The sequence below is a fragment of the Spiroplasma endosymbiont of Asaphidion curtum genome, from assembly GCF_964031085.1.
Lineage (GTDB): Bacteria > Bacillota_I > Bacilli_A > Mycoplasmatales > Nriv7 > Nriv7.
Genome location: NZ_OZ035001.1, coordinates 704,205 through 724,032, shown reverse-complemented (window position 1 = coordinate 724,032; position 19,828 = coordinate 704,205). Strand labels below are relative to the sequence as shown.

Here is a 19,828-nt window from a genome sequence, read left to right as displayed (position 1 = left end):
ATGTTTATGAAAATATTTACCGTGCTAACTATTAGTTTCAATAACATTTTTACTATTCCCCAAAATATTAACAATGATAAAACAACAGTAAATTCACTAATTAGAAACAAAAGACAAAATAATAAAGTTTATGATTTTGAAATTAGAAACTTAGAAAAAATAAGATTTTTAACAGAAAGGCAAGACCATGACCTTTTAAAAGTTGAGATAAGAACAGAAGATAATATAAATGCAAATATAGATAAACAATTACCAAATTTAAAAAATGTAAAAATTTTTAGTTTAGAGTTTAATGCAGAGCTTGTAAATAACAGAATTAAACAAAAAGACTTTCAAAAAATAACAAATACTTATGGAACAAAAATAGATACTTCGGGTTTAAATTTTTATACCTGAATGATTAGTGTACCCAATAAAACAATAAGAATTAAAACACAAGGAACAGAATTACTAACTTTTGAGCATGGTAGTACCAACAATTATAGATTAAATAATACAAATGATTTTAATATAGAAATTGAAAAAGACAGTACCGACATTGATTTACCAATAACAACTACTAAATTTGATGGTAACCACAAATACAATGATGTTATTGATAACCTTGATTATTTAATGATTCATCGCGGTGATTTTGACAAATTTAATTATTCTTATCTTTATTGAACACCAGTATTTAATTTCATTGACACTTTAGAAAAAGGTTACTATAAAGAATTCACCATTAAAAATCATGGTTTTAAAGACGAGAGCTATTTTTATCACAAGACTTCAACTATTTTACCAAACTCAGAAATAATCGACCCTACAAATGCAACCAAAATTGAAGTTATCAAAAAAATTAAAAAAAGACTTAATGAAACAATTAACAATCTTACTGGCGTAAATAATGCAATTGAAGGCATCGACTATAATACAGAAATTAAAGATAACGACAACAATTACTTAGATGATAGTGCTACTTTTGATTTAACAACAGATAATGTTGCTGACAGAACATTTACCGTTAAATTCGCTGCAATTGAAACGAGTACACAATTGCAAGGAACAAATACGATTAAAATGGTCATTCCGAAACAAGAGGATACCAACGATAATGTCCTTAAAATTAAGGCATTTAACAAAACTCTAATTGCTGGAAATAATTATTTACAATTATTACACGGTGAAACTGAAATCTGAAAATATGACACTGAAAATGCTAACGATTATTACCTAATTAAGTACCTTTTTGGAACATTGAATTATCTTAATGTTAAATTTAGTTTTTTGAGATACGACCCTGACTTACGAAATGACATTTACCTTTATTTTAAAAACAACATTCCTAGTATTAACAACAGCGATTACAAAAATGTTTTTGATGAAATCTACGAAATCCTTGGTAACTTCTTTGCCAGTTTATTTTATGCTACTTTTGATATGGATGAGAAAACTTACACTGAAATTGATTTTAAAGGCGTAAATAATTATAACAAGAACTACTTTATTCAAATTGGATTTTTTTATCGCTCGTTAATTACTTTTTATCCCAAAAAATACTTAATAAATGTTATAGGAAATTCAGAATTATTACTAAGAAGTTATTTTTTTACTTTTGATAAAAAAACACACCAAGAAAATTATAATGCCATTAAAAACAACAATAGCATTTATCAAATTGATTTTAATGTCCTTAAATCCTATGACAATAAACTGATTACCTTGCCAACCAGCAAGGCCACTAACAGTATTAATTATCTCAATACCGATATTGATATTCGTTATGGTATTAATATTTTTACCTTAACTTTTCCACTTTATCACAAAGGTAATATCTCTAACTACAATTTTAAAATTTATGACTTTAATGTCTTAAATTCCACAGCCTTTATTCCTGACGGTTCAAATAACGGTGAATGAGACGATTTAATTCCACCAGCAAATTGCAAATATTCTGGACGATGAATACCAACCTTTAATGATATTGGTTGTGCCATTCAAAATGCTGGTATCAAAATGATAAACTGAATGCTGACAGCGTCACAAATCATTACCATTTTACGACCATTAGCAATTATTGCAAAAGCGACAGTTAACTTTTCAACCGCGATTTTTCCAGTGTTTAAAACAGTACCAGCTTTTTACTATACCTTTCAATTTTTAATTGGTTTTGCCATTTTTCTAATAATATTAAGAATTTTTGTATAATAGACTTCTTGCATTACTTATTTATTAAACAAAATTCCTATAAAATATATTTAAAATAGAAATTATAAGGAATTTAAGATTATGAAATTTGATAAATTTAATTTTATTAATGATAAAGAATTATTACGATTAACTGGAATAAAGCAAAGTACTTTTAATAAAATGTTAAATATTTTAAAAGAAGCTGAGTTAAAAAAGTTTAAAAGAGGTGGTAAAAATAATAAATTATCATTAGAAAATAGATTATTGATGACTTTATCATATTGACGAGAATATCGTACTTATTTTCATCTTGGTAAAAGTTTTGATATTAGTGAAGCTAGTTGTTATCGAAATATCAAGTGAATTGAAGATATTTTAATCAAACATCCTGATTTTCAACAACTTGCTGGTAAAAAAGCATTAATAAATGATTATTTTAATGATAAAACAATTATTATTGATGCTACAGAAACACCCATTCAACGCCCAAAAAAAGACAAAAACAATCTTATTCAGGAAAAAAGAAAAAACACACTATTAAAATACAAGTAATTATTAGACTTCTTGCATTACTTATTAAAATAATTACAAATTATTTGTAAATAAAAAATACTATATAGTAATTTCTAACTTTTATTAGGTTAATACTTATGGATTTTATTAAATGTGTAAATTTTGACACAACAAAAAATTATTTTATTATTTAAATTTAATTTTAAATAAATATTTTATGTTATCTATAATTGCAAATTATAAATTGAAGCAATTAAATTAAATCTTAAACTAAATCGTTTTCTACGATTACGATATTTTTCAGTAATAATTTTAAATTTTTTAAGAATAGCAAAAATATTTTCAATAATAATTCTCATTTTTGAAATTAATTTATTATTATGTTTTTGTTCTTTATTTAAAGGGTTTTTCTTTGTTTTTTTCTTAGGTATTAGAACATTACTATGAATTTTTTGTATTCCTTGATAACCATTATCAACTATTAATTTAGTATTTTTTAAAATTGGGATTTTTGATTCTTTAAATAAACAAAAATCATGCTTTTTACCGAGAGAAAAATTTGTTGCAATAATTATTTTGCTTTCTTTTTCAATAATTACTTGTGTTTTAATAGTGTGTTTTTTCTTTTTTCCTGAATAAGATTGTTTTTGTCTTTTTTTGGGCGTTGAATGGGTGTTTCTGTAGCATCAATAATAATTGTTTTATCATTAAAATAATCATTTATTAATGCTTTTTTACCAGCAAGTTGTTGAAAATCAGGATGTTTGATTAAAATATCTTCAATTCACTTGATATTTCGATAACAACTAGCTTCACTAATATCAAAACTTTTACCAAGATGAAAATAAGTACGATATTCTCGTCAATATGATAAAGTCATCAATAATCTATTTTCTAATGATAATTTATTATTTTTACCACCTCTTTTAAACTTTTTTAACTCAGCTTCTTTTAAAATATTTAACATTTTATTAAAAGTACTTTGCTTTATTCCAGTTAATCGTAATAATTCTTTATCATTAATAAAATTAAATTTATCAAATTTCATAATCTTAAATTCCTTATAATTTCTATTTTAAATATATTTTATAGGAATTTTGTTTAATAAATAAGTAATGCAAGAAGTCTATTGAAAAAGAAAGCAAAATAATTATTGCAACAAATTTTTCTCTCGGTAAAAAGCATGATTTTTGTTTATTTAAAGAATCAAAAATCCCAATTTTAAAAAATACTAAATTAATAGTTGATAATGGTTATCAAGGAATACAAAAAATTCATAGTAATGTTCTAATACCTAAGAAAAAAACAAAGAAAAACCCTTTAAATAAAGAACAAAAACATAATAATAAATTAATTTCAAAAATGAGAATTATTATTGAAAATATTTTTGCTATTCTTAAAAAATTTAAAATTATTACTGAAAAATATCGTAATCGTAGAAAACGATTTAGTTTAAGATTTAATTTAATTGCTTCAATTTATAATTTGCAATTATAGATAACATAAAATATTTATTTAAAATTAAATTTAAATAATAAAATAATTTTTTGTTGTGTCAAAATTTACACATTTAATAAAATCCATAAGTATTAACCTAATAAAAGTTAGAAATTACTATATAGTATTTTTTATTTACAAATAATTTGTAATTATTTTAATAAGTAATGCAAGAAGTCTAATGTTGTTTTTATAACCTTTTATTAAGAATATGTTTGTTAATATTAAATATTTTGTTTTATTACTTATTTTTCAAGTAAAAAGGTAATAAATTTTTAATTGCTTTTCTTTCAAAATTATTTAAACATTTTCCTACCTAACAAAACTTTATGCGCCCCTAAAATATTACTATCAAGACTTGACATTCCAATATAAATATAGTCATCAATAGCTGCCAATCCATAAACATTAAAATTTGAAATATTATCAATTTCTGTTACTTTATTATTGTTTTCAAGATCAACACTGTAAAGTTTTCCTTGGTAATTTTCGTAATCTCCGGTTCTTGTTCCGACATAAAGTTTATTTTTTTGGGTAATTAATCTATAGACTTCTCCTTTTATGCCAGTAATTTCTGTTACTTTATTATTGTTTTCAAGATCAACACTATAAAGACTACCCGATCCATCATTTTTTTCTGTTGTTCCAATATAAAGCAATTTATTATAAATAGCAAACGAAAAAATTGTTCCTTTTAAAACAATGTTATTAATTTCTGTTACTTTATTATTGTTTTCAAGATCAACACTGTAAAAATTACCCTCGTTGGAAATGTATTTGGCAACTGCTCCAACATAAAGCTTATTATTTAAAACAATTAAAGCATCAACCTCTCCTTCAATTCCAGTAATTTCTGTTACTTTATTATTGTCTTTAAGATCAACACTATAAAGTTTTCCTTCGTCATGTCCAGTTTTTGTTCCAACATAAAGTTTATCGTTTCAAATAAATAAATTATGAATTTCTCCTTCAATTCCAGTAATTTCTGTTACTTTATTATCGTCTTTAAGATCAACACTGTAAAGAGTCCCTTGTCTATCGAGTTTTTTTGTTCCAACATAAAGCTTATCGTTTCAAATAGATAAATTATAAACCGAACCTTCAATTCCAGTAATTTCTGTTACTTTATTATTGTTTTCAAGATCAACACTGTAAAGTTTTCCTTTAAGGTCATAATCATCGTTAATAATTTTTGTTCCAACATAAAGCTTATTTTTTTTGTCACTAATTATTCTATGAATTTCTCCTTTGAAGCCATTAATTGTCATCCCAAAATCATTATTTTCCTCTTTGTCTTCTTTATTATTACATGCGACAACCGAATTCACTGTTGTTACGGTTAAACTAATTGTTGCTAATAAACTAATCAATTTTTTCATTTATTAAAAATCCCCTTCATTGTAATTGATACATAATCTTTAATCCTTCTCAATTATAACATAACTACCAATTGTGTTGGTGATCTAAAACAATTAGAACAAATTGATGATGAAAACTTTAAATGAATTGATAAAAAATTATTAGAAAATCAAATTCAACCTTATATTACTACTATTTTAGATTAGACTTCTTGCATTACTTATTAAAATAATTACAAATTATTTGTAAATAAAAAATACTATATAGTAATTTCTAACTTTTATTAGGTTAATACTTATGGATTTTATTAAATGTGTAAATTTTGACACAACAAAAAATTATTTTATTATTAGACTTCTTGCATTACTTATTAAAATAATTACAAATTATTTGTAAATAAAAAATACTATATAGTAATTTCTAACTTTTATTAGGTTAATACTTATGGATTTTATTAAATGTGTAAATTTTGACACAACAAAAAATTATTTTATTATTTAAATTTAATTTTAAATAAATATTTTATGTTATCTATAATTGCAAATTATAAATTGAAGCAATTAAATTAAATCTTAAACTAAATCGTTTTCTACGATTACGATATTTTTCAGTAATAATTTTAAATTTTTTAAGAATAGCAAAAATATTTTCAATAATAATTCTCATTTTTGAAATTAATTTATTATTATGTTTTTGTTCTTTATTTAAAGGGTTTTTCTTTGTTTTTTTCTTAGGTATTAGAACATTACTATGAATTTTTTGTATTCCTTGATAACCATTATCAACTATTAATTTAGTATTTTTTAAAATTGGGATTTTTGATTCTTTAAATAAACAAAAATCATGCTTTTTACCGAGAGAAAAATTTGTTGCAATAATTATTTTGCTTTCTTTTTCAATAATTACTTGTGTTTTAATAGTGTGTTTTTTCTTTTTTCCTGAATAAGATTGTTTTTGTCTTTTTTTGGGCGTTGAATGGGTGTTTCTGTAGCATCAATAATAATTGTTTTATCATTAAAATAATCATTTATTAATGCTTTTTTACCAGCAAGTTGTTGAAAATCAGGATGTTTGATTAAAATATCTTCAATTCACTTGATATTTCGATAACAACTAGCTTCACTAATATCAAAACTTTTACCAAGATGAAAATAAGTACGATATTCTCGTCAATATGATAAAGTCATCAATAATCTATTTTCTAATGATAATTTATTATTTTTACCACCTCTTTTAAACTTTTTTAACTCAGCTTCTTTTAAAATATTTAACATTTTATTAAAAGTACTTTGCTTTATTCCAGTTAATCGTAATAATTCTTTATCATTAATAAAATTAAATTTATCAAATTTCATAATCTTAAATTCCTTATAATTTCTATTTTAAATATATTTTATAGGAATTTTGTTTAATAAATAAGTAATGCAAGAAGTCTATTTAAATTTAATTTTAAATAAATATTTTATGTTATCTATAATTGCAAATTATAAATTGAAGCAATTAAATTAAATCTTAAACTAAATCGTTTTCTACGATTACGATATTTTTCAGTAATAATTTTAAATTTTTTAAGAATAGCAAAAATATTTTCAATAATAATTCTCATTTTTGAAATTAATTTATTATTATGTTTTTGTTCTTTATTTAAAGGGTTTTTCTTTGTTTTTTTCTTAGGTATTAGAACATTACTATGAATTTTTTGTATTCCTTGATAACCATTATCAACTATTAATTTAGTATTTTTTAAAATTGGGATTTTTGATTCTTTAAATAAACAAAAATCATGCTTTTTACCGAGAGAAAAATTTGTTGCAATAATTATTTTGCTTTCTTTTTCAATAATTACTTGTGTTTTAATAGTGTGTTTTTTCTTTTTTCCTGAATAAGATTGTTTTTGTCTTTTTTTGGGCGTTGAATGGGTGTTTCTGTAGCATCAATAATAATTGTTTTATCATTAAAATAATCATTTATTAATGCTTTTTTACCAGCAAGTTGTTGAAAATCAGGATGTTTGATTAAAATATCTTCAATTCACTTGATATTTCGATAACAACTAGCTTCACTAATATCAAAACTTTTACCAAGATGAAAATAAGTACGATATTCTCGTCAATATGATAAAGTCATCAATAATCTATTTTCTAATGATAATTTATTATTTTTACCACCTCTTTTAAACTTTTTTAACTCAGCTTCTTTTAAAATATTTAACATTTTATTAAAAGTACTTTGCTTTATTCCAGTTAATCGTAATAATTCTTTATCATTAATAAAATTAAATTTATCAAATTTCATAATCTTAAATTCCTTATAATTTCTATTTTAAATATATTTTATAGGAATTTTGTTTAATAAATAAGTAATGCAAGAAGTCTATTATTTCAGCTCCATTGGAGGTGTTCAAACATCCTTATCTTTTTTAAAAAATTTTTCATTAAATAGCAACAATATTAACCCAATAAGCACTGGAACTAAAAAGAGATAATATTCTCATTGCGTAGCGCCCAAATACAAATCTTTAATTTGCATATCTAAAATATTAGATTGAATAATACCAAAATTACAATTAGTAACTTTATATAAACCAAAAATTGCTAAAGAAAGCAATGGTGTTCATAACAACATCGCCAATTGAGCAGCAATTCCATAAAAACCATTTAAAATTTTAATACTGCGAAAAAACAAAATTCGCCCTATTGCAATAGCAAAACTAGAAATGATAATAAATAAAAATGTTAACCCCTTCAATTCACCAAAAATTCTAAATTGAACTCATCCTTCATAACCATAACCCCCACCTATTACAGAAACTATTGGTAAAACAAAAATTAACATTATCCACGATGAACTAAACGCTTTTAAAATTAATGCATCTTTCTCACTAATTTTATTTTTAGACTTACTCATTGCAAAATGAAGTATTGTTGATTCAATTGCATATAAAATTGCCGTTAACAATGACAAAATTATTGCCCAAGTAGCTTTTACTCAAGGTTGAATATCACTAGGAACAGGACTTAATATTGTTTTATTAAACTCAGTAATAATTTCTCAAATAACCAAACCAATAACCGCTAAAGATGTTAAAAGTAGTCCTAATCAAGCAATAAAAGATAATCTTTCTTCTAATAATAATCTTGATAATAAAGCTGTAAAAATTGGGGCAATATTTACTAACACTGTTGCTGTAGCACTCATTTGGGCTGCCAATTGAATTGATAAAATATACAATACTTGCGCAATCGGACCACCAAAAATACCAGCAATAATTACAATCATTCCTAACATACTTTTAGCATTTTTCCAAATTTGTTTTAAAAACTTTAATGGTTTATTAGTAAGACAAACAACTAAAATTCAAGAAACAAATTCTTGCATTGTTGCTAAAATAAAACTATTTAATGCTCGCGTATCTAAAAAAATAATTAGTAACGGTGCTAATGAATACATAAAAGCCGAGATAACACCAATCCCTGTACCCGTAAGTAACTCTTGTTTCGTAAAATGAACATTAAATTTTTGTAAACCCATTTTTTTCTCCTTAAATTAATTTTTACCTGTTAATGTATAAACTGCTTGTTGCTCATTTTTACTATTTATTCGCTGATTATATTTTCATTTATCTTCGGCTTCAATACTATGAACTTTAATTTTATCAGGATCATCAAAAGCAATTAATTCATCTTTTGTATAAAAATCATCTTTATTTTTCAATTGCTTTTTTAAACGAACAATAATCCAATTAGTTAATGAACTTCGCGATAATATCGCCATTAACTGCAAAGGTTCAGTAATAGCTGCCAATAATATAATCCCAGGAACAGAAATAACAAGAATTAACATAAATAATTTTATAATTCCTTTAATTCCTAATTGTGATGATAATTGTTCATAGTTAGCAAATTGATAATAAGCATTAGAAAAAATTAATTTATAAGCAATAACAATTGAAAAAATCATTGGAATAATAATAATTGCCAAATTTTTTCATCAAAACCGAGCATTACTATTATATGTTAAATATTTCCAAGTATAACTACTACTATAAATTCAACGATAAAATAAACCAAAAGTTGTTGATAATACTAAAGCATAAATTGTTAACTGTGCATCTTTTAAATAATATGTAAAAACTGACCCTAAAATTAAACTAATAACTAAACTAATAACCACTTGCATATAGGCATGCTTCGTAGTTTCACGATGTCTTCCCGCCCCATAAATTAAAATACTCGCCGGTTCACTTATCATTAATAATGCTGAATTAATAGCAAATATTAACGATAAATGTGGGGTATCAAAAATAGTCTTAATCGCAATATTCTCAAATTCTGGATTATTTGAACTTCTAACAGTTGCTAGCATTTGGACTTTCAATTCACCATATAAGCCATTAACAAAATATGGTGACATAATAAATTGCACGACAAACATAAAAGCAGCCACCATATAAGCAAACAATTCAAATTTAACAAATGTATTCCAGCTAATTCTTCCTTGATAAGAAATTCATGTACCAAAAAAGTCTTTAAACGAAGTAATAAATAATAACATAATTACTCTCATATTTATCGCCACTGTCATATATATGGAATACCCTGACGCTGTACGAAAACCAATAAATAAAGCAATTAAAACATAATCAATATTATTAAAAAGTGCTACCGCATAACTTTTAACCGCAACATAATTACTCTCTTGCAATAATTTATCATTTTTAGTTCATTCTTTAGTTTGCAATCATGGATATTTTAATTTCACATAAATATAAATTAAAATTGACTTAATAATTCCATGACAAATATAAACTAAAAATGGTAAATAAGCATTGGGATTACCATTTCTAGCACTAATCCACATTCACAAAATAACACCTGTAAAAACTAATAAATCACAAGTTAAATGCACAATCCGATTAAAATAATTACCATTATCAGCTTGAATTAAATTTTCATAAGCACCAACAATGAAAAATGAAATTAAATTTTTTAATGACAACGATATGATAATAATTCATAATTGTCAAAACGGCATCACTTGAATAACATCATCAGTAATAGTTTCACTAACATTATTTCAATAGGCATATAAAGAAAACCCTAAACCTAAAAAAATAACTAATGATAAATAAATTATCCCCGTTTTAATATAATTATTTTTAATCGTACCAACAATATCATTAACAGTAATTCAATCTTTCTTTGCTAAGGGATGATACAAATAAAAAATTCCCATAATTCCTAAACTACTCTCAGCTAAACCAATAGTAAATGAAATTGCCATAATAGTTCGTACTAATCCATTCATCTTCGCCCCATAATATTTAATTATTAAATAAATAAGAACAAACTGAAAAACTGAACCTAAAAATGTTCCAATAATTCCTAACAGTGTATTAAAAAAACTTTTGCTTGTTGAATACATTGGCCATTCCCCTTCAATTTAAATCATTTTATCACAAACTTAATTAATTTCTCTGCTATTTATTTCTAATATCTTATCAATATCTGGTAAAACAAATTGTTTATTATTTAAATAATCCAAAGGAACTGGTAAATTTTTAAACTCTAACTTATAAGCAAAAAGCATAATGCGATCATTTAAATTATATTTAGAACCATATTTAATGTCACCCACAATCGGTGTTTTTAAATACTCACAAGATGCTCTAATTTGATGTTTTCTTCCCGTAATAAGTTGGATCTCATATCAACTAAACTTTAATACTCTTTTAAACAATTTAAACTTGGTTACTACTGCTTTACAATTTAGCAATCCTAATTTAGGACTAAACACCATTTTTCCTTGTATAACATCTTGAAATATATAGCCTTTAACAACTAATGGTAATTCCTTATTAGTAGCTAATAACGCTAAATATTTTTTAGTAATATTATTTTGATTTCAAAATTGATGAAAAATATTTAAAGCAATTTTCTTTTTCGCATAAATTACTAAACCTCTTGTTAATTTATCTAAACGATGCACATGACTAATAGTAAAAGAATAACTTTCATTAATTTGCAAATACTTACGAACTGCTAAATCTAAACAATCACCCACGGGATGATGAATTAAAACATTATGGGGTTTATCAACAATTAAAATATATTCATCTTCATAAATAATTGTCAAAACAATTTGACTAGCAAATTCCTTTTTTACTTCATCTTTGAAAGTTAAATTATCTAAAACAATAATTGTATCATTAGGTTTTAAATAATACTTCAAATCAGTAATAACTTTACCATTTAATTTTATCTTTTTTAAACGAAATAACTTATAAATTAATCGTAAAGGAACAGTATTAAAAGTTTTACGCATAAATTTAATAATTGTTTGATGAGCATCATTTTCATCAATAACAAATTGTACCATCCTAAGTTGCAACCAAAACCGTATAACTAATCAAGTTATTGATTAAATGAATTACAAATGAATATGTTACATTTTCACGACTAAAAATAAATAGTAATGATAACGACAAAGAAAAACCTAAATAACTAAAAATATTTTGAATATCGCCACCCAATCGGACATGTATTCAAACAAAGTAAAAAGAAGAAATAAAAAATCCCAATCAACGATATCTTGATAACATAAAAATACTATGTCTAGTTGCTAATTCTTCCAATAATGGTGCTGTAATAACAACCATAATAAATAAACCAATCTTGCCGCTAATAGTAGTTAAAGACTTTTCAATTTTAATTTGATTAACAGATTTCTTAGCACCAATAGCATCATTAATAAATTTAAAAAAAACATTAATTTGAAAAATAATTAACAAAGAAATAATAGTCACAATAGCAACTAATAGCATATTATAAAGTAATGTATTACCAATCTTACTTGCTAACTGCTTACTAAAAAACAAAATTAGCCAAATTGTAAAGTTAAGTGCAACTAAATTATTTTTCTAACCAAATATTCGATTGGTGAAAGATAATTTAGTATTTTTCTTGGTCTTTGGTTTAAAGACAATATAAATTTATGAACTGCATTTTTAGTAGTATTTGAAAAATGCTGAATTATACTTGTAAGTGCAAGTAAATAAAATTGCAAAAAATCTCATATAAAAATTTCATGATGCTAAGTTTATTTTAGAAAAAACAAAGCAAGGAGTTTTTATATGGGTTACAAACATCTTGGCATATATGAAAGAATTTATATTGAGAATCAATTGAAGTTTAAAGTAAAAATTAGTGAAATAGCTAAAAATCTTAATCGAAGTATTAGTACTATTATTCGAGAAGTCAATAGAAATAAAGATAGTAATCATTATTTTTCATTAATTGCACAAAATAAAGCAGAAAACAGAAAACAATCACATGTTTATTTTCATAAGTTTAAAAATAGAGAATTAGTAAAATATGTACAACAAAAATTACTATTAGGTTGATCGCCTGAACAAATTTATGGCAGAATTAAAAATTTTCATAAAGAATGAATTATTAGTTTTAAAACAATTTACAATTGAATTTATTCTGGATTACTTGAAAAAGTTACTAATAAAAATTTAAGAAGAAAAGGTAAGAAACGAAAATCTCAAGAAAATCGCGGTAAATTTAATGGTAAATCAATTAAAGAACGAAATATTAATGTTAATAATCGTATAACTGTTGGTCATTGAGAAGGTGATACTGTAGTATCATCACGAGGTAAAAGTAAATCATGTTTAATAACTTTAGTTGAAAGAACATCAAGATTTACTTTAGCAATGTTAGTTGAAAATAGAACTACTAAAGTTGTTAACGAAAACATTAGCCATTATTTATCAATTCTTCCAAATAATCTTGTTAAGACTATAACATTTGATAGGGGTAAAGAATTTTCTAATTGACAACAACTTGAAAAAAATTTAAATGTGAAAATTTATTTTGCTAATGCGTATTCGCCTTGACAAAGAGGTACTAATGAAAATACTAATGGTTTAATTAGAGAAAAATTTCCTAAAAAATTTAATTTTTCAAATACTACTAAAAATGCAGTTCATAAATTTATATTGTCTTTAAACCAAAGACCAAGAAAAATACTAAATTATCTTTCACCAATCGAATATTTGGTTAGAAAAATAATTTAGTTGCACTTAACTTTACAATTTGGCATTAAATTTAATTTTAAATAAATATTTTATGTTATCTATAATTGCAAATTATAAATTGAAGCAATTAAATTAAATCTTAAACTAAATCGTTTTCTACGATTACGATATTTTTCAGTAATAATTTTAAATTTTTTAAGAATAGCAAAAATATTTTCAATAATAATTCTCATTTTTGAAATTAATTTATATTATTATGTTTTTGTTCTTTATTTAAAGGGTTTTTCTTTGTTTTTTTCTTAGGTATTAGAACATTACTATGAATTTTTTGTATTCCTTGATAACCATTATCAACTATTAATTTAGTATTTTTTAAAATTGGGATTTTTGATTCTTTAAATAAACAAAAATCATGCTTTTTACCGAGAGAAAAATTTGTTGCAATAATTATTTTGCTTTCTTTTTCAATAATTACTTGTGTTTTAATAGTGTGTTTTTTCTTTTTTCCTGAATAAGATTGTTTTTGTCTTTTTTTGGGCGTTGAATGGGTGTTTCTGTAGCATCAATAATAATTGTTTTATCATTAAAATAATCATTTATTAATGCTTTTTTACCAGCAAGTTGTTGAAAATCAGGATGTTTGATTAAAATATCTTCAATTCACTTGATATTTCGATAACAACTAGCTTCACTAATATCAAAACTTTTACCAAGATGAAAATAAGTACGATATTCTCGTCAATATGATAAAGTCATCAATAATCTATTTTCTAATGATAATTTATTATTTTTACCACCTCTTTTAAACTTTTTTAACTCAGCTTCTTTTAAAATATTTAACATTTTATTAAAAGTACTTTGCTTTATTCCAGTTAATCGTAATAATTCTTTATCATTAATAAAATTAAATTTATCAAATTTCATAATCTTAAATTCCTTATAATTTCTATTTTAAATATATTTTATAGGAATTTTGTTTAATAAATAAGTAATGCAAGAAGTCTATTATTAAAAAGTGCTACCGCATAACTTTTAACCGCAACATAATTACTCTCTTGCAATAATTTATCATTTTTAGTTCATTCTTTAGTTTGCAATCATGGATATTTTAATTTCACATAAATATAAATTAAAATTGACTTAATAATTCCATGACAAATATAAACTAAAAATGGTAAATAAGCATTGGGATTACCATTTCTAGCACTAATCCACATTCACAAAATAACACCTGTAAAAACTAATAAATCACAAGTTAAATGCACAATCCGATTAAAATAATTACCATTATCAGCTTGAATTAAATTTTCATAAGCACCAACAATGAAAAATGAAATTAAATTTTTTAATGACAACGATATGATAATAATTCATAATTGTCAAAACGGCATCACTTGAATAACATCATCAGTAATAGTTTCACTAGACTTCTTGCATTACTTATTAAAATAATTACAAATTATTTGTAAATAAAAAATACTATATAGTAATTTCTAACTTTTATTAGGTTAATACTTATGGATTTTATTAAATGTGTAAATTTTGACACAACAAAAAATTATTTTATTTATGCCAAATTGTAAAGTTAAGTGCAACTAAATTATTTTTCTAACCAAATATTCGATTGGTGAAAGATAATTTAGTATTTTTCTTGGTCTTTGGTTTAAAGACAATATAAATTTATGAACTGCATTTTTAGTAGTATTTGAAAAATTAAATTTTTTAGGAAATTTTTCTCTAATTAAACCATTAGTATTTTCATTAGTACCTCTTTGTCAAGGCGAATACGCATTAGCAAAATAAATTTTCACATTTAAATTTTTTTCAAGTTGTTGTCAATTAGAAAATTCTTTACCCCTATCAAATGTTATAGTCTTAACAAGATTATTTGGAAGAATTGATAAATAATGGCTAATGTTTTCGTTAACAACTTTAGTAGTTCTATTTTCAACTAACATTGCTAAAGTAAATCTTGATGTTCTTTCAACTAAAGTTATTAAACATGATTTACTTTTACCTCGTGATGATACTACAGTATCACCTTCTCAATGACCAACAGTTATACGATTATTAACATTAATATTTCGTTCTTTAATTGATTTACCATTAAATTTACCGCGATTTTCTTGAGATTTTCGTTTCTTACCTTTTCTTCTTAAATTTTTATTAGTAACTTTTTCAAGTAATCCAGAATAAATTCAATTGTAAATTGTTTTAAAACTAATAATTCATTCTTTATGAAAATTTTTAATTCTGCCATAAATTTGTTCAGGCGATCAACCTAATAGTAATTTTTGTTGTACATATTTTACTAATTCTCTATTTTTAAACTTATGAAAATAAACATGTGATTGTTTTCTGTTTTCTGCTTTATTTTGTGCAATTAATGAAAAATAATGATTACTATCTTTATTTCTATTGACTTCTCGAATAATAGTACTAATACTTCGATTAAGATTTTTAGCTATTTCACTAATTTTTACTTTAAACTTCAATTGATTCTCAATATAAATTCTTTCATATATGCCAAGATGTTTGTAACCCATATAAAAACTCCTTGCTTTGTTTTTTCTAAAATAAACTTAGCATCATGAAATTTTTATATGAGATTTTTTGCAATTTTATTTACTTGCACTTACAAGTATAATTCAGCAATTATTGATTTATTTAACAATAAAATTATTTCAGTAGATTTTTGTTATGGCAGTATTCATGATTATAAGTTATTTTTAAAATCAAATACACTTATAAATCCAAAATTAGAATTAATTGCTGATTCAGGATATCAAGGTTTGCAAAATGTTCATAAAAATACATTATTGCCAATTAAAAAGAGTAAAAATAATCCTTTAAATCCAGATAAAAAGGAATATAATAGCTTTTTAAGTAAAGTTAGAATTGCCATTGAACATGTTTTTGCTAGATTAAAAAGATTTAAAATACTAGTTTATCGTTATCGCAATAAGATTAGAAGATTCGGATTACGATTTAACTTAATTTCAGAAATATATAATTTTGAATTAAGCTAGTTATAGTTATGTACCAAGTCTAATGAATAATAAATAATTTTATAGTAAAATAATGACATTAGAAAATAAAGAATTGGGTGAAATGAAATGAAGGGGAAAGCAACTAAACCATTGTTAATATCACTTTTTTTAATTCTTTTGTTAGCACCAGGAATTGCTTTTCTTATTGTTTTGGTTAATGATTCATTAGTTACAAGTTTTACTAATGATCTTAATGTTTTTGCAAGAGAAGAATATTACTTACAATATTTTCAAGATACTTATAATTTTTCTTTGGAAAATACTAAAATACTTTTACAATATTTATCTGATTTTTATGATTTTAAAATAATTGCCAGTATGAATACCCAACTTGCCTATACAATTACCGGAACTTCATTAGTATTTTTAGGAATTTTTATTATTTTAGGGGGAGCATTTTTTTTAAATAAAAAATGAAAAACAACAAGAGCATTAGTAGTTGTTTTATTAATTTTTTGAATTATAACAATTGTTGGTTTTGCGTTATTAGCTGTTGGTCAATATAAATATCAATGAACTAATGAAACAACTTTAAATTCACTAGTAAAAGTTAAGGATGCTAAAGATATTATTATTATTCCCAATCCTTATTATTTTGAGATTGAAGAATTTCATGAATTTTTAGTGGTGTTATCTGGTAAGAAAATTCATTCTGAAGCTATTGATTGATTTAAAAATTTTCTTTTTAAAGAATTTTATCAAAAGTTAATTAATTTAAAAGGAAATACTAATGAGTGAATTAGTGAAGTTGGTATTTGATGAGTTTTTCTTATTCAAGCAACATTGGTGTCTTTAATTGTTGCTTTTGATTATACTAGTTATGCTAGTCATTTAGTGAAGCCTTCTTTTGTTTTTAATAAACGAGAAAAAATTTTATTATTTGGTCAAAATTGGTTTCGAAAAACTTGGGTTTCTTTTAAACAACCAACAATTTGAAATGTTTTGCGAATTTCAATTTTTTTAATTTCATTATTTATTTTAATTGAAGTTATTTTGATTATTGCTAATTTTCTTAATAAAGATTTAGTAAATCTTTATGATTTGTTATCAAAATTTCCTTATGGTCATAATAATCCTAGAAATATTCTTGAAATTCTTGGACAACCACAAGAAATTATTCGTGAGACTTTTTTGATTGAAATTTTGGCACCGATTTATTATTATCCTAATTTACCAACTGTTTTTGTTGTTCAATTTGTACCAATTTTAGGTTTAACATTTTTAATAATTATTTGAAGTGTATCTTTTGTTCTTATTAAAAGGATATCTTATTTATCTCGTGGTTCAATAATCTTATTTTATACTTTTTTTCTGCCAATTCTTTTTGCTGGTTTATTTCTTTTTACATATTCACAAACTAATACTAATAATTTAATTGTTGTTGCTAATGATATGCTTTATAAACTTAAAGAAAAATATCCTGATTTTCAAGTTTCATATTATAAATCATCCTTATTTGGAGGGGCTATTTCTAATACTGGTGAGTGAATTGTATTTAGTGTTGAAATTATTGTTCTTGTTGTCTTTTCAATTATTATTTCCTTTTTGTTATGGAAAATTTATCAACAAGATAATTTAAAAATAAAAATGGCAATTCCTAATTTTATTTTAGAAAAGAAAAAAAGAGTTAAGAAAGTAAAAAAAAACATTTAAAAAATAAAGAGGAAAATAAAATGTTTTTTGTATATAATCGTTCAATGTTAATTTGATTTTTAACTAATATATTAGACTTCTTGCATAACCTATTAAAATAATAAAAATTTTAAATTTAACCACTTTAAAATAAACATTTTTCTAAAATCTAAAATAATTTTGATAACAATTAACTAGGTTATGCAAGAAGTCTATTATTATTTTTTAGTCATTTTTTGGTTGTTTGAACACTTTATTATTTTACATACAATTATAAACAGCACCATTAGAGTTTTCATCGTTAATTTGAGCTGTTGGTATTAGTAATGTTGCTATTCTTTATTTAAGTGAAGTATTATTTATTATGATTAAGTTTTATCCACTGTGGAATCGACCATTTTTAACTGTTAGTGATTATTATCAATGATATCTTTTGAATCGTTTTCTTATTTATACTACCTTTATTTTGTTAATGATAACGACTTTTTTAGTTTAAGAAAATTGCCGATTAGTGTGGGAAATGCTGTTTATCAGAATGAGGATTATTTAATTTAGCCAAATTGTAAAGTTAAGTGCAACTAAATTATTTTTCTAACCAAATATTCGATTGGTGAAAGATAATTTAGTATTTTTCTTGGTCTTTGGTTTAAAGACAATATAAATTTATGAACTGCATTTTTAGTAGTATTTGAAAAATTAAATTTTTTAGGAAATTTTTCTCTAATTAAACCATTAGTATTTTCATTAGTACCTCTTTGTCAAGGCGAATACGCATTAGCAAAATAAATTTTCACATTTAAATTTTTTTCAAGTTGTTGTCAATTAGAAAATTCTTTACCCCTATCAAATGTTATAGTCTTAACAAGATTATTTGGAAGAATTGATAAATAATGGCTAATGTTTTCGTTAACAACTTTAGTAGTTCTATTTTCAACTAACATTGCTAAAGTAAATCTTGATGTTCTTTCAACTAAAGTTATTAAACATGATTTACTTTTACCTCGTGATGATACTACAGTATCACCTTCTCAATGACCAACAGTTATACGATTATTAACATTAATATTTCGTTCTTTAATTGATTTACCATTAAATTTACCGCGATTTTCTTGAGATTTTCGTTTCTTACCTTTTCTTCTTAAATTTTTATTAGTAACTTTTTCAAGTAATCCAGAATAAATTCAATTGTAAATTGTTTTAAAACTAATAATTCATTCTTTATGAAAATTTTTAATTCTGCCATAAATTTGTTCAGGCGATCAACCTAATAGTAATTTTTGTTGTACATATTTTACTAATTCTCTATTTTTAAACTTATGAAAATAAACATGTGATTGTTTTCTGTTTTCTGCTTTATTTTGTGCAATTAATGAAAAATAATGATTACTATCTTTATTTCTATTGACTTCTCGAATAATAGTACTAATACTTCGATTAAGATTTTTAGCTATTTCACTAATTTTTACTTTAAACTTCAATTGATTCTCAATATAAATTCTTTCATATATGCCAAGATGTTTGTAACCCATATAAAAACTCCTTGCTTTGTTTTTTCTAAAAT

General features: G+C 23.5%; 18 protein-coding genes and 1 pseudogene. 6 read left to right on the top strand and 13 right to left on the bottom strand.

Translation table 4 applies throughout. From position 1 onward, the window contains the following. Both AAHJ00_RS04215 and AAHJ00_RS04210 read left to right on the top strand, forming a co-directional pair. Positions 1-2,190, top strand: a complete 2,190-nt coding sequence (locus tag AAHJ00_RS04215; protein WP_342223519.1) for a hypothetical protein — start codon at positions 1-3, stop codon at positions 2,188-2,190. Positions 2,191-2,271: 81 nt separating this feature from the next. Then, positions 2,272-2,724: a transposase family protein gene (locus AAHJ00_RS04210; RefSeq protein ID WP_342223518.1), complete on the top strand. Its 453-nt coding sequence runs from the start codon at positions 2,272-2,274 to the stop codon at positions 2,722-2,724. A 185-nt stretch (positions 2,725-2,909) separates the two neighbouring features. Here AAHJ00_RS04210 and AAHJ00_RS04205 read toward each other — a convergent pair. Beyond that, a protein-coding gene (locus AAHJ00_RS04205; RefSeq protein ID WP_342223477.1) for an IS5 family transposase occupies positions 2,910-3,733 on the bottom strand; the annotation gives its coding sequence in 2 pieces (ribosomal slippage) (positions 2,910-3,337 and positions 3,337-3,733; 825 coding nt in all). Positions 3,734-3,813: 80 nt separating this feature from the next. Between AAHJ00_RS04205 and AAHJ00_RS04200 the strand changes: the two genes are divergently transcribed. Continuing rightward, positions 3,814-4,182 carry a transposase family protein gene (locus AAHJ00_RS04200; protein WP_342224612.1) on the top strand — a complete coding sequence of 123 codons (369 nt, stop codon included), beginning with the start codon at positions 3,814-3,816 and terminating at the stop codon, positions 4,180-4,182. A gap of 296 nt (positions 4,183-4,478) precedes the next feature. On the opposite strand, the gene AAHJ00_RS04195 is transcribed toward AAHJ00_RS04200, so the two are convergent. The 8 genes from AAHJ00_RS04195 to AAHJ00_RS04160 all read right to left on the bottom strand — a co-directional run bounded on the left by AAHJ00_RS04195 (position 4,479) and on the right by AAHJ00_RS04160 (position 12,606). Next, complete coding sequence (locus AAHJ00_RS04195; protein WP_342223517.1) at positions 4,479-5,561, bottom strand: lipoprotein; 1,083 nt, start codon at positions 5,559-5,561, stop codon at positions 4,479-4,481. Positions 5,562-6,072: 511 nt separating this feature from the next. After that, a protein-coding gene (locus tag AAHJ00_RS04190; RefSeq protein WP_342223477.1) for an IS5 family transposase occupies positions 6,073-6,896 on the bottom strand; the annotation gives its coding sequence in 2 pieces (ribosomal slippage) (positions 6,073-6,500 and positions 6,500-6,896; 825 coding nt in all). A gap of 116 nt (positions 6,897-7,012) precedes the next feature. Beyond that, positions 7,013-7,836 (bottom strand): IS5 family transposase gene (locus tag AAHJ00_RS04185; protein ID WP_342223477.1). Its coding sequence is split into 2 segments (ribosomal slippage): positions 7,013-7,440 and positions 7,440-7,836, totalling 825 coding nucleotides; the frame shifts between segments, so codons are not numbered across the junction. Positions 7,837-7,917: 81 nt separating this feature from the next. After that, on the bottom strand, positions 7,918-9,072 hold the full coding sequence (locus AAHJ00_RS04180; RefSeq protein WP_342223516.1) for an EamA family transporter: 1,155 nt from the start codon (positions 9,070-9,072) through the stop codon (positions 7,918-7,920). 15 nt (positions 9,073-9,087) lie between these two features. Next, positions 9,088-10,965 (bottom strand): hypothetical protein, encoded by a 1,878-nt coding sequence (locus tag AAHJ00_RS04175; RefSeq protein ID WP_342223515.1) that lies wholly within the window; start codon positions 10,963-10,965, stop codon positions 9,088-9,090. Positions 10,966-11,004: 39 nt separating this feature from the next. After that, positions 11,005-11,919: an RluA family pseudouridine synthase gene (locus AAHJ00_RS04170; protein WP_342223508.1), complete on the bottom strand. Its 915-nt coding sequence runs from the start codon at positions 11,917-11,919 to the stop codon at positions 11,005-11,007. Position 11,920: 1 nt separating this feature from the next. Further along, a complete protein-coding gene (locus tag AAHJ00_RS04165; RefSeq protein ID WP_342223514.1) occupies positions 11,921-12,418 on the bottom strand; it encodes a CPBP family glutamic-type intramembrane protease in 498 nt (165 codons plus the stop codon). Between the two features lie 29 nt (positions 12,419-12,447). Continuing rightward, positions 12,448-12,606 (bottom strand): hypothetical protein, encoded by a 159-nt coding sequence (locus tag AAHJ00_RS04160; protein WP_342223513.1) that lies wholly within the window; start codon positions 12,604-12,606, stop codon positions 12,448-12,450. Between the two features lie 67 nt (positions 12,607-12,673). Here AAHJ00_RS04160 and AAHJ00_RS04155 point away from each other — a divergent pair, with 67 nt between their 5' ends. Then, complete coding sequence (locus tag AAHJ00_RS04155; protein WP_342223478.1) at positions 12,674-13,624, top strand: IS30 family transposase; 951 nt, start codon at positions 12,674-12,676, stop codon at positions 13,622-13,624. A 59-nt stretch (positions 13,625-13,683) separates the two neighbouring features. Here AAHJ00_RS04155 and AAHJ00_RS04150 read toward each other — a convergent pair. The 3 genes and pseudogenes from AAHJ00_RS04150 to AAHJ00_RS04140 all read right to left on the bottom strand — a co-directional run bounded on the left by AAHJ00_RS04150 (position 13,684) and on the right by AAHJ00_RS04140 (position 16,131). Continuing rightward, positions 13,684-14,509, bottom strand: a pseudogene (locus AAHJ00_RS04150) (IS5 family transposase). Between the two features lie 53 nt (positions 14,510-14,562). Further along, positions 14,563-14,940 (bottom strand): hypothetical protein, encoded by a 378-nt coding sequence (locus AAHJ00_RS04145; protein WP_342223512.1) that lies wholly within the window; start codon positions 14,938-14,940, stop codon positions 14,563-14,565. A 240-nt stretch (positions 14,941-15,180) separates the two neighbouring features. Continuing rightward, positions 15,181-16,131, bottom strand: coding sequence for an IS30 family transposase (locus AAHJ00_RS04140; RefSeq protein WP_342223478.1), 951 nt, complete (start codon positions 16,129-16,131; stop codon positions 15,181-15,183). 57 nt (positions 16,132-16,188) lie between these two features. Between AAHJ00_RS04140 and AAHJ00_RS04135 the strand changes: the two genes are divergently transcribed. Beyond that, positions 16,189-16,614, top strand: coding sequence for a transposase family protein (locus AAHJ00_RS04135; RefSeq protein WP_342223511.1), 426 nt, complete (start codon positions 16,189-16,191; stop codon positions 16,612-16,614). Positions 16,615-16,701: 87 nt separating this feature from the next. Then, positions 16,702-18,288 (top strand): hypothetical protein, encoded by a 1,587-nt coding sequence (locus tag AAHJ00_RS04130; protein ID WP_342223510.1) that lies wholly within the window; start codon positions 16,702-16,704, stop codon positions 18,286-18,288. 557 nt (positions 18,289-18,845) lie between these two features. Here the strand turns inward: AAHJ00_RS04130 and AAHJ00_RS04125 are convergent. Then, positions 18,846-19,796 (bottom strand): IS30 family transposase, encoded by a 951-nt coding sequence (locus tag AAHJ00_RS04125; RefSeq protein WP_342223478.1) that lies wholly within the window; start codon positions 19,794-19,796, stop codon positions 18,846-18,848. Positions 19,797-19,828: the final 32 nt, after the last annotated feature.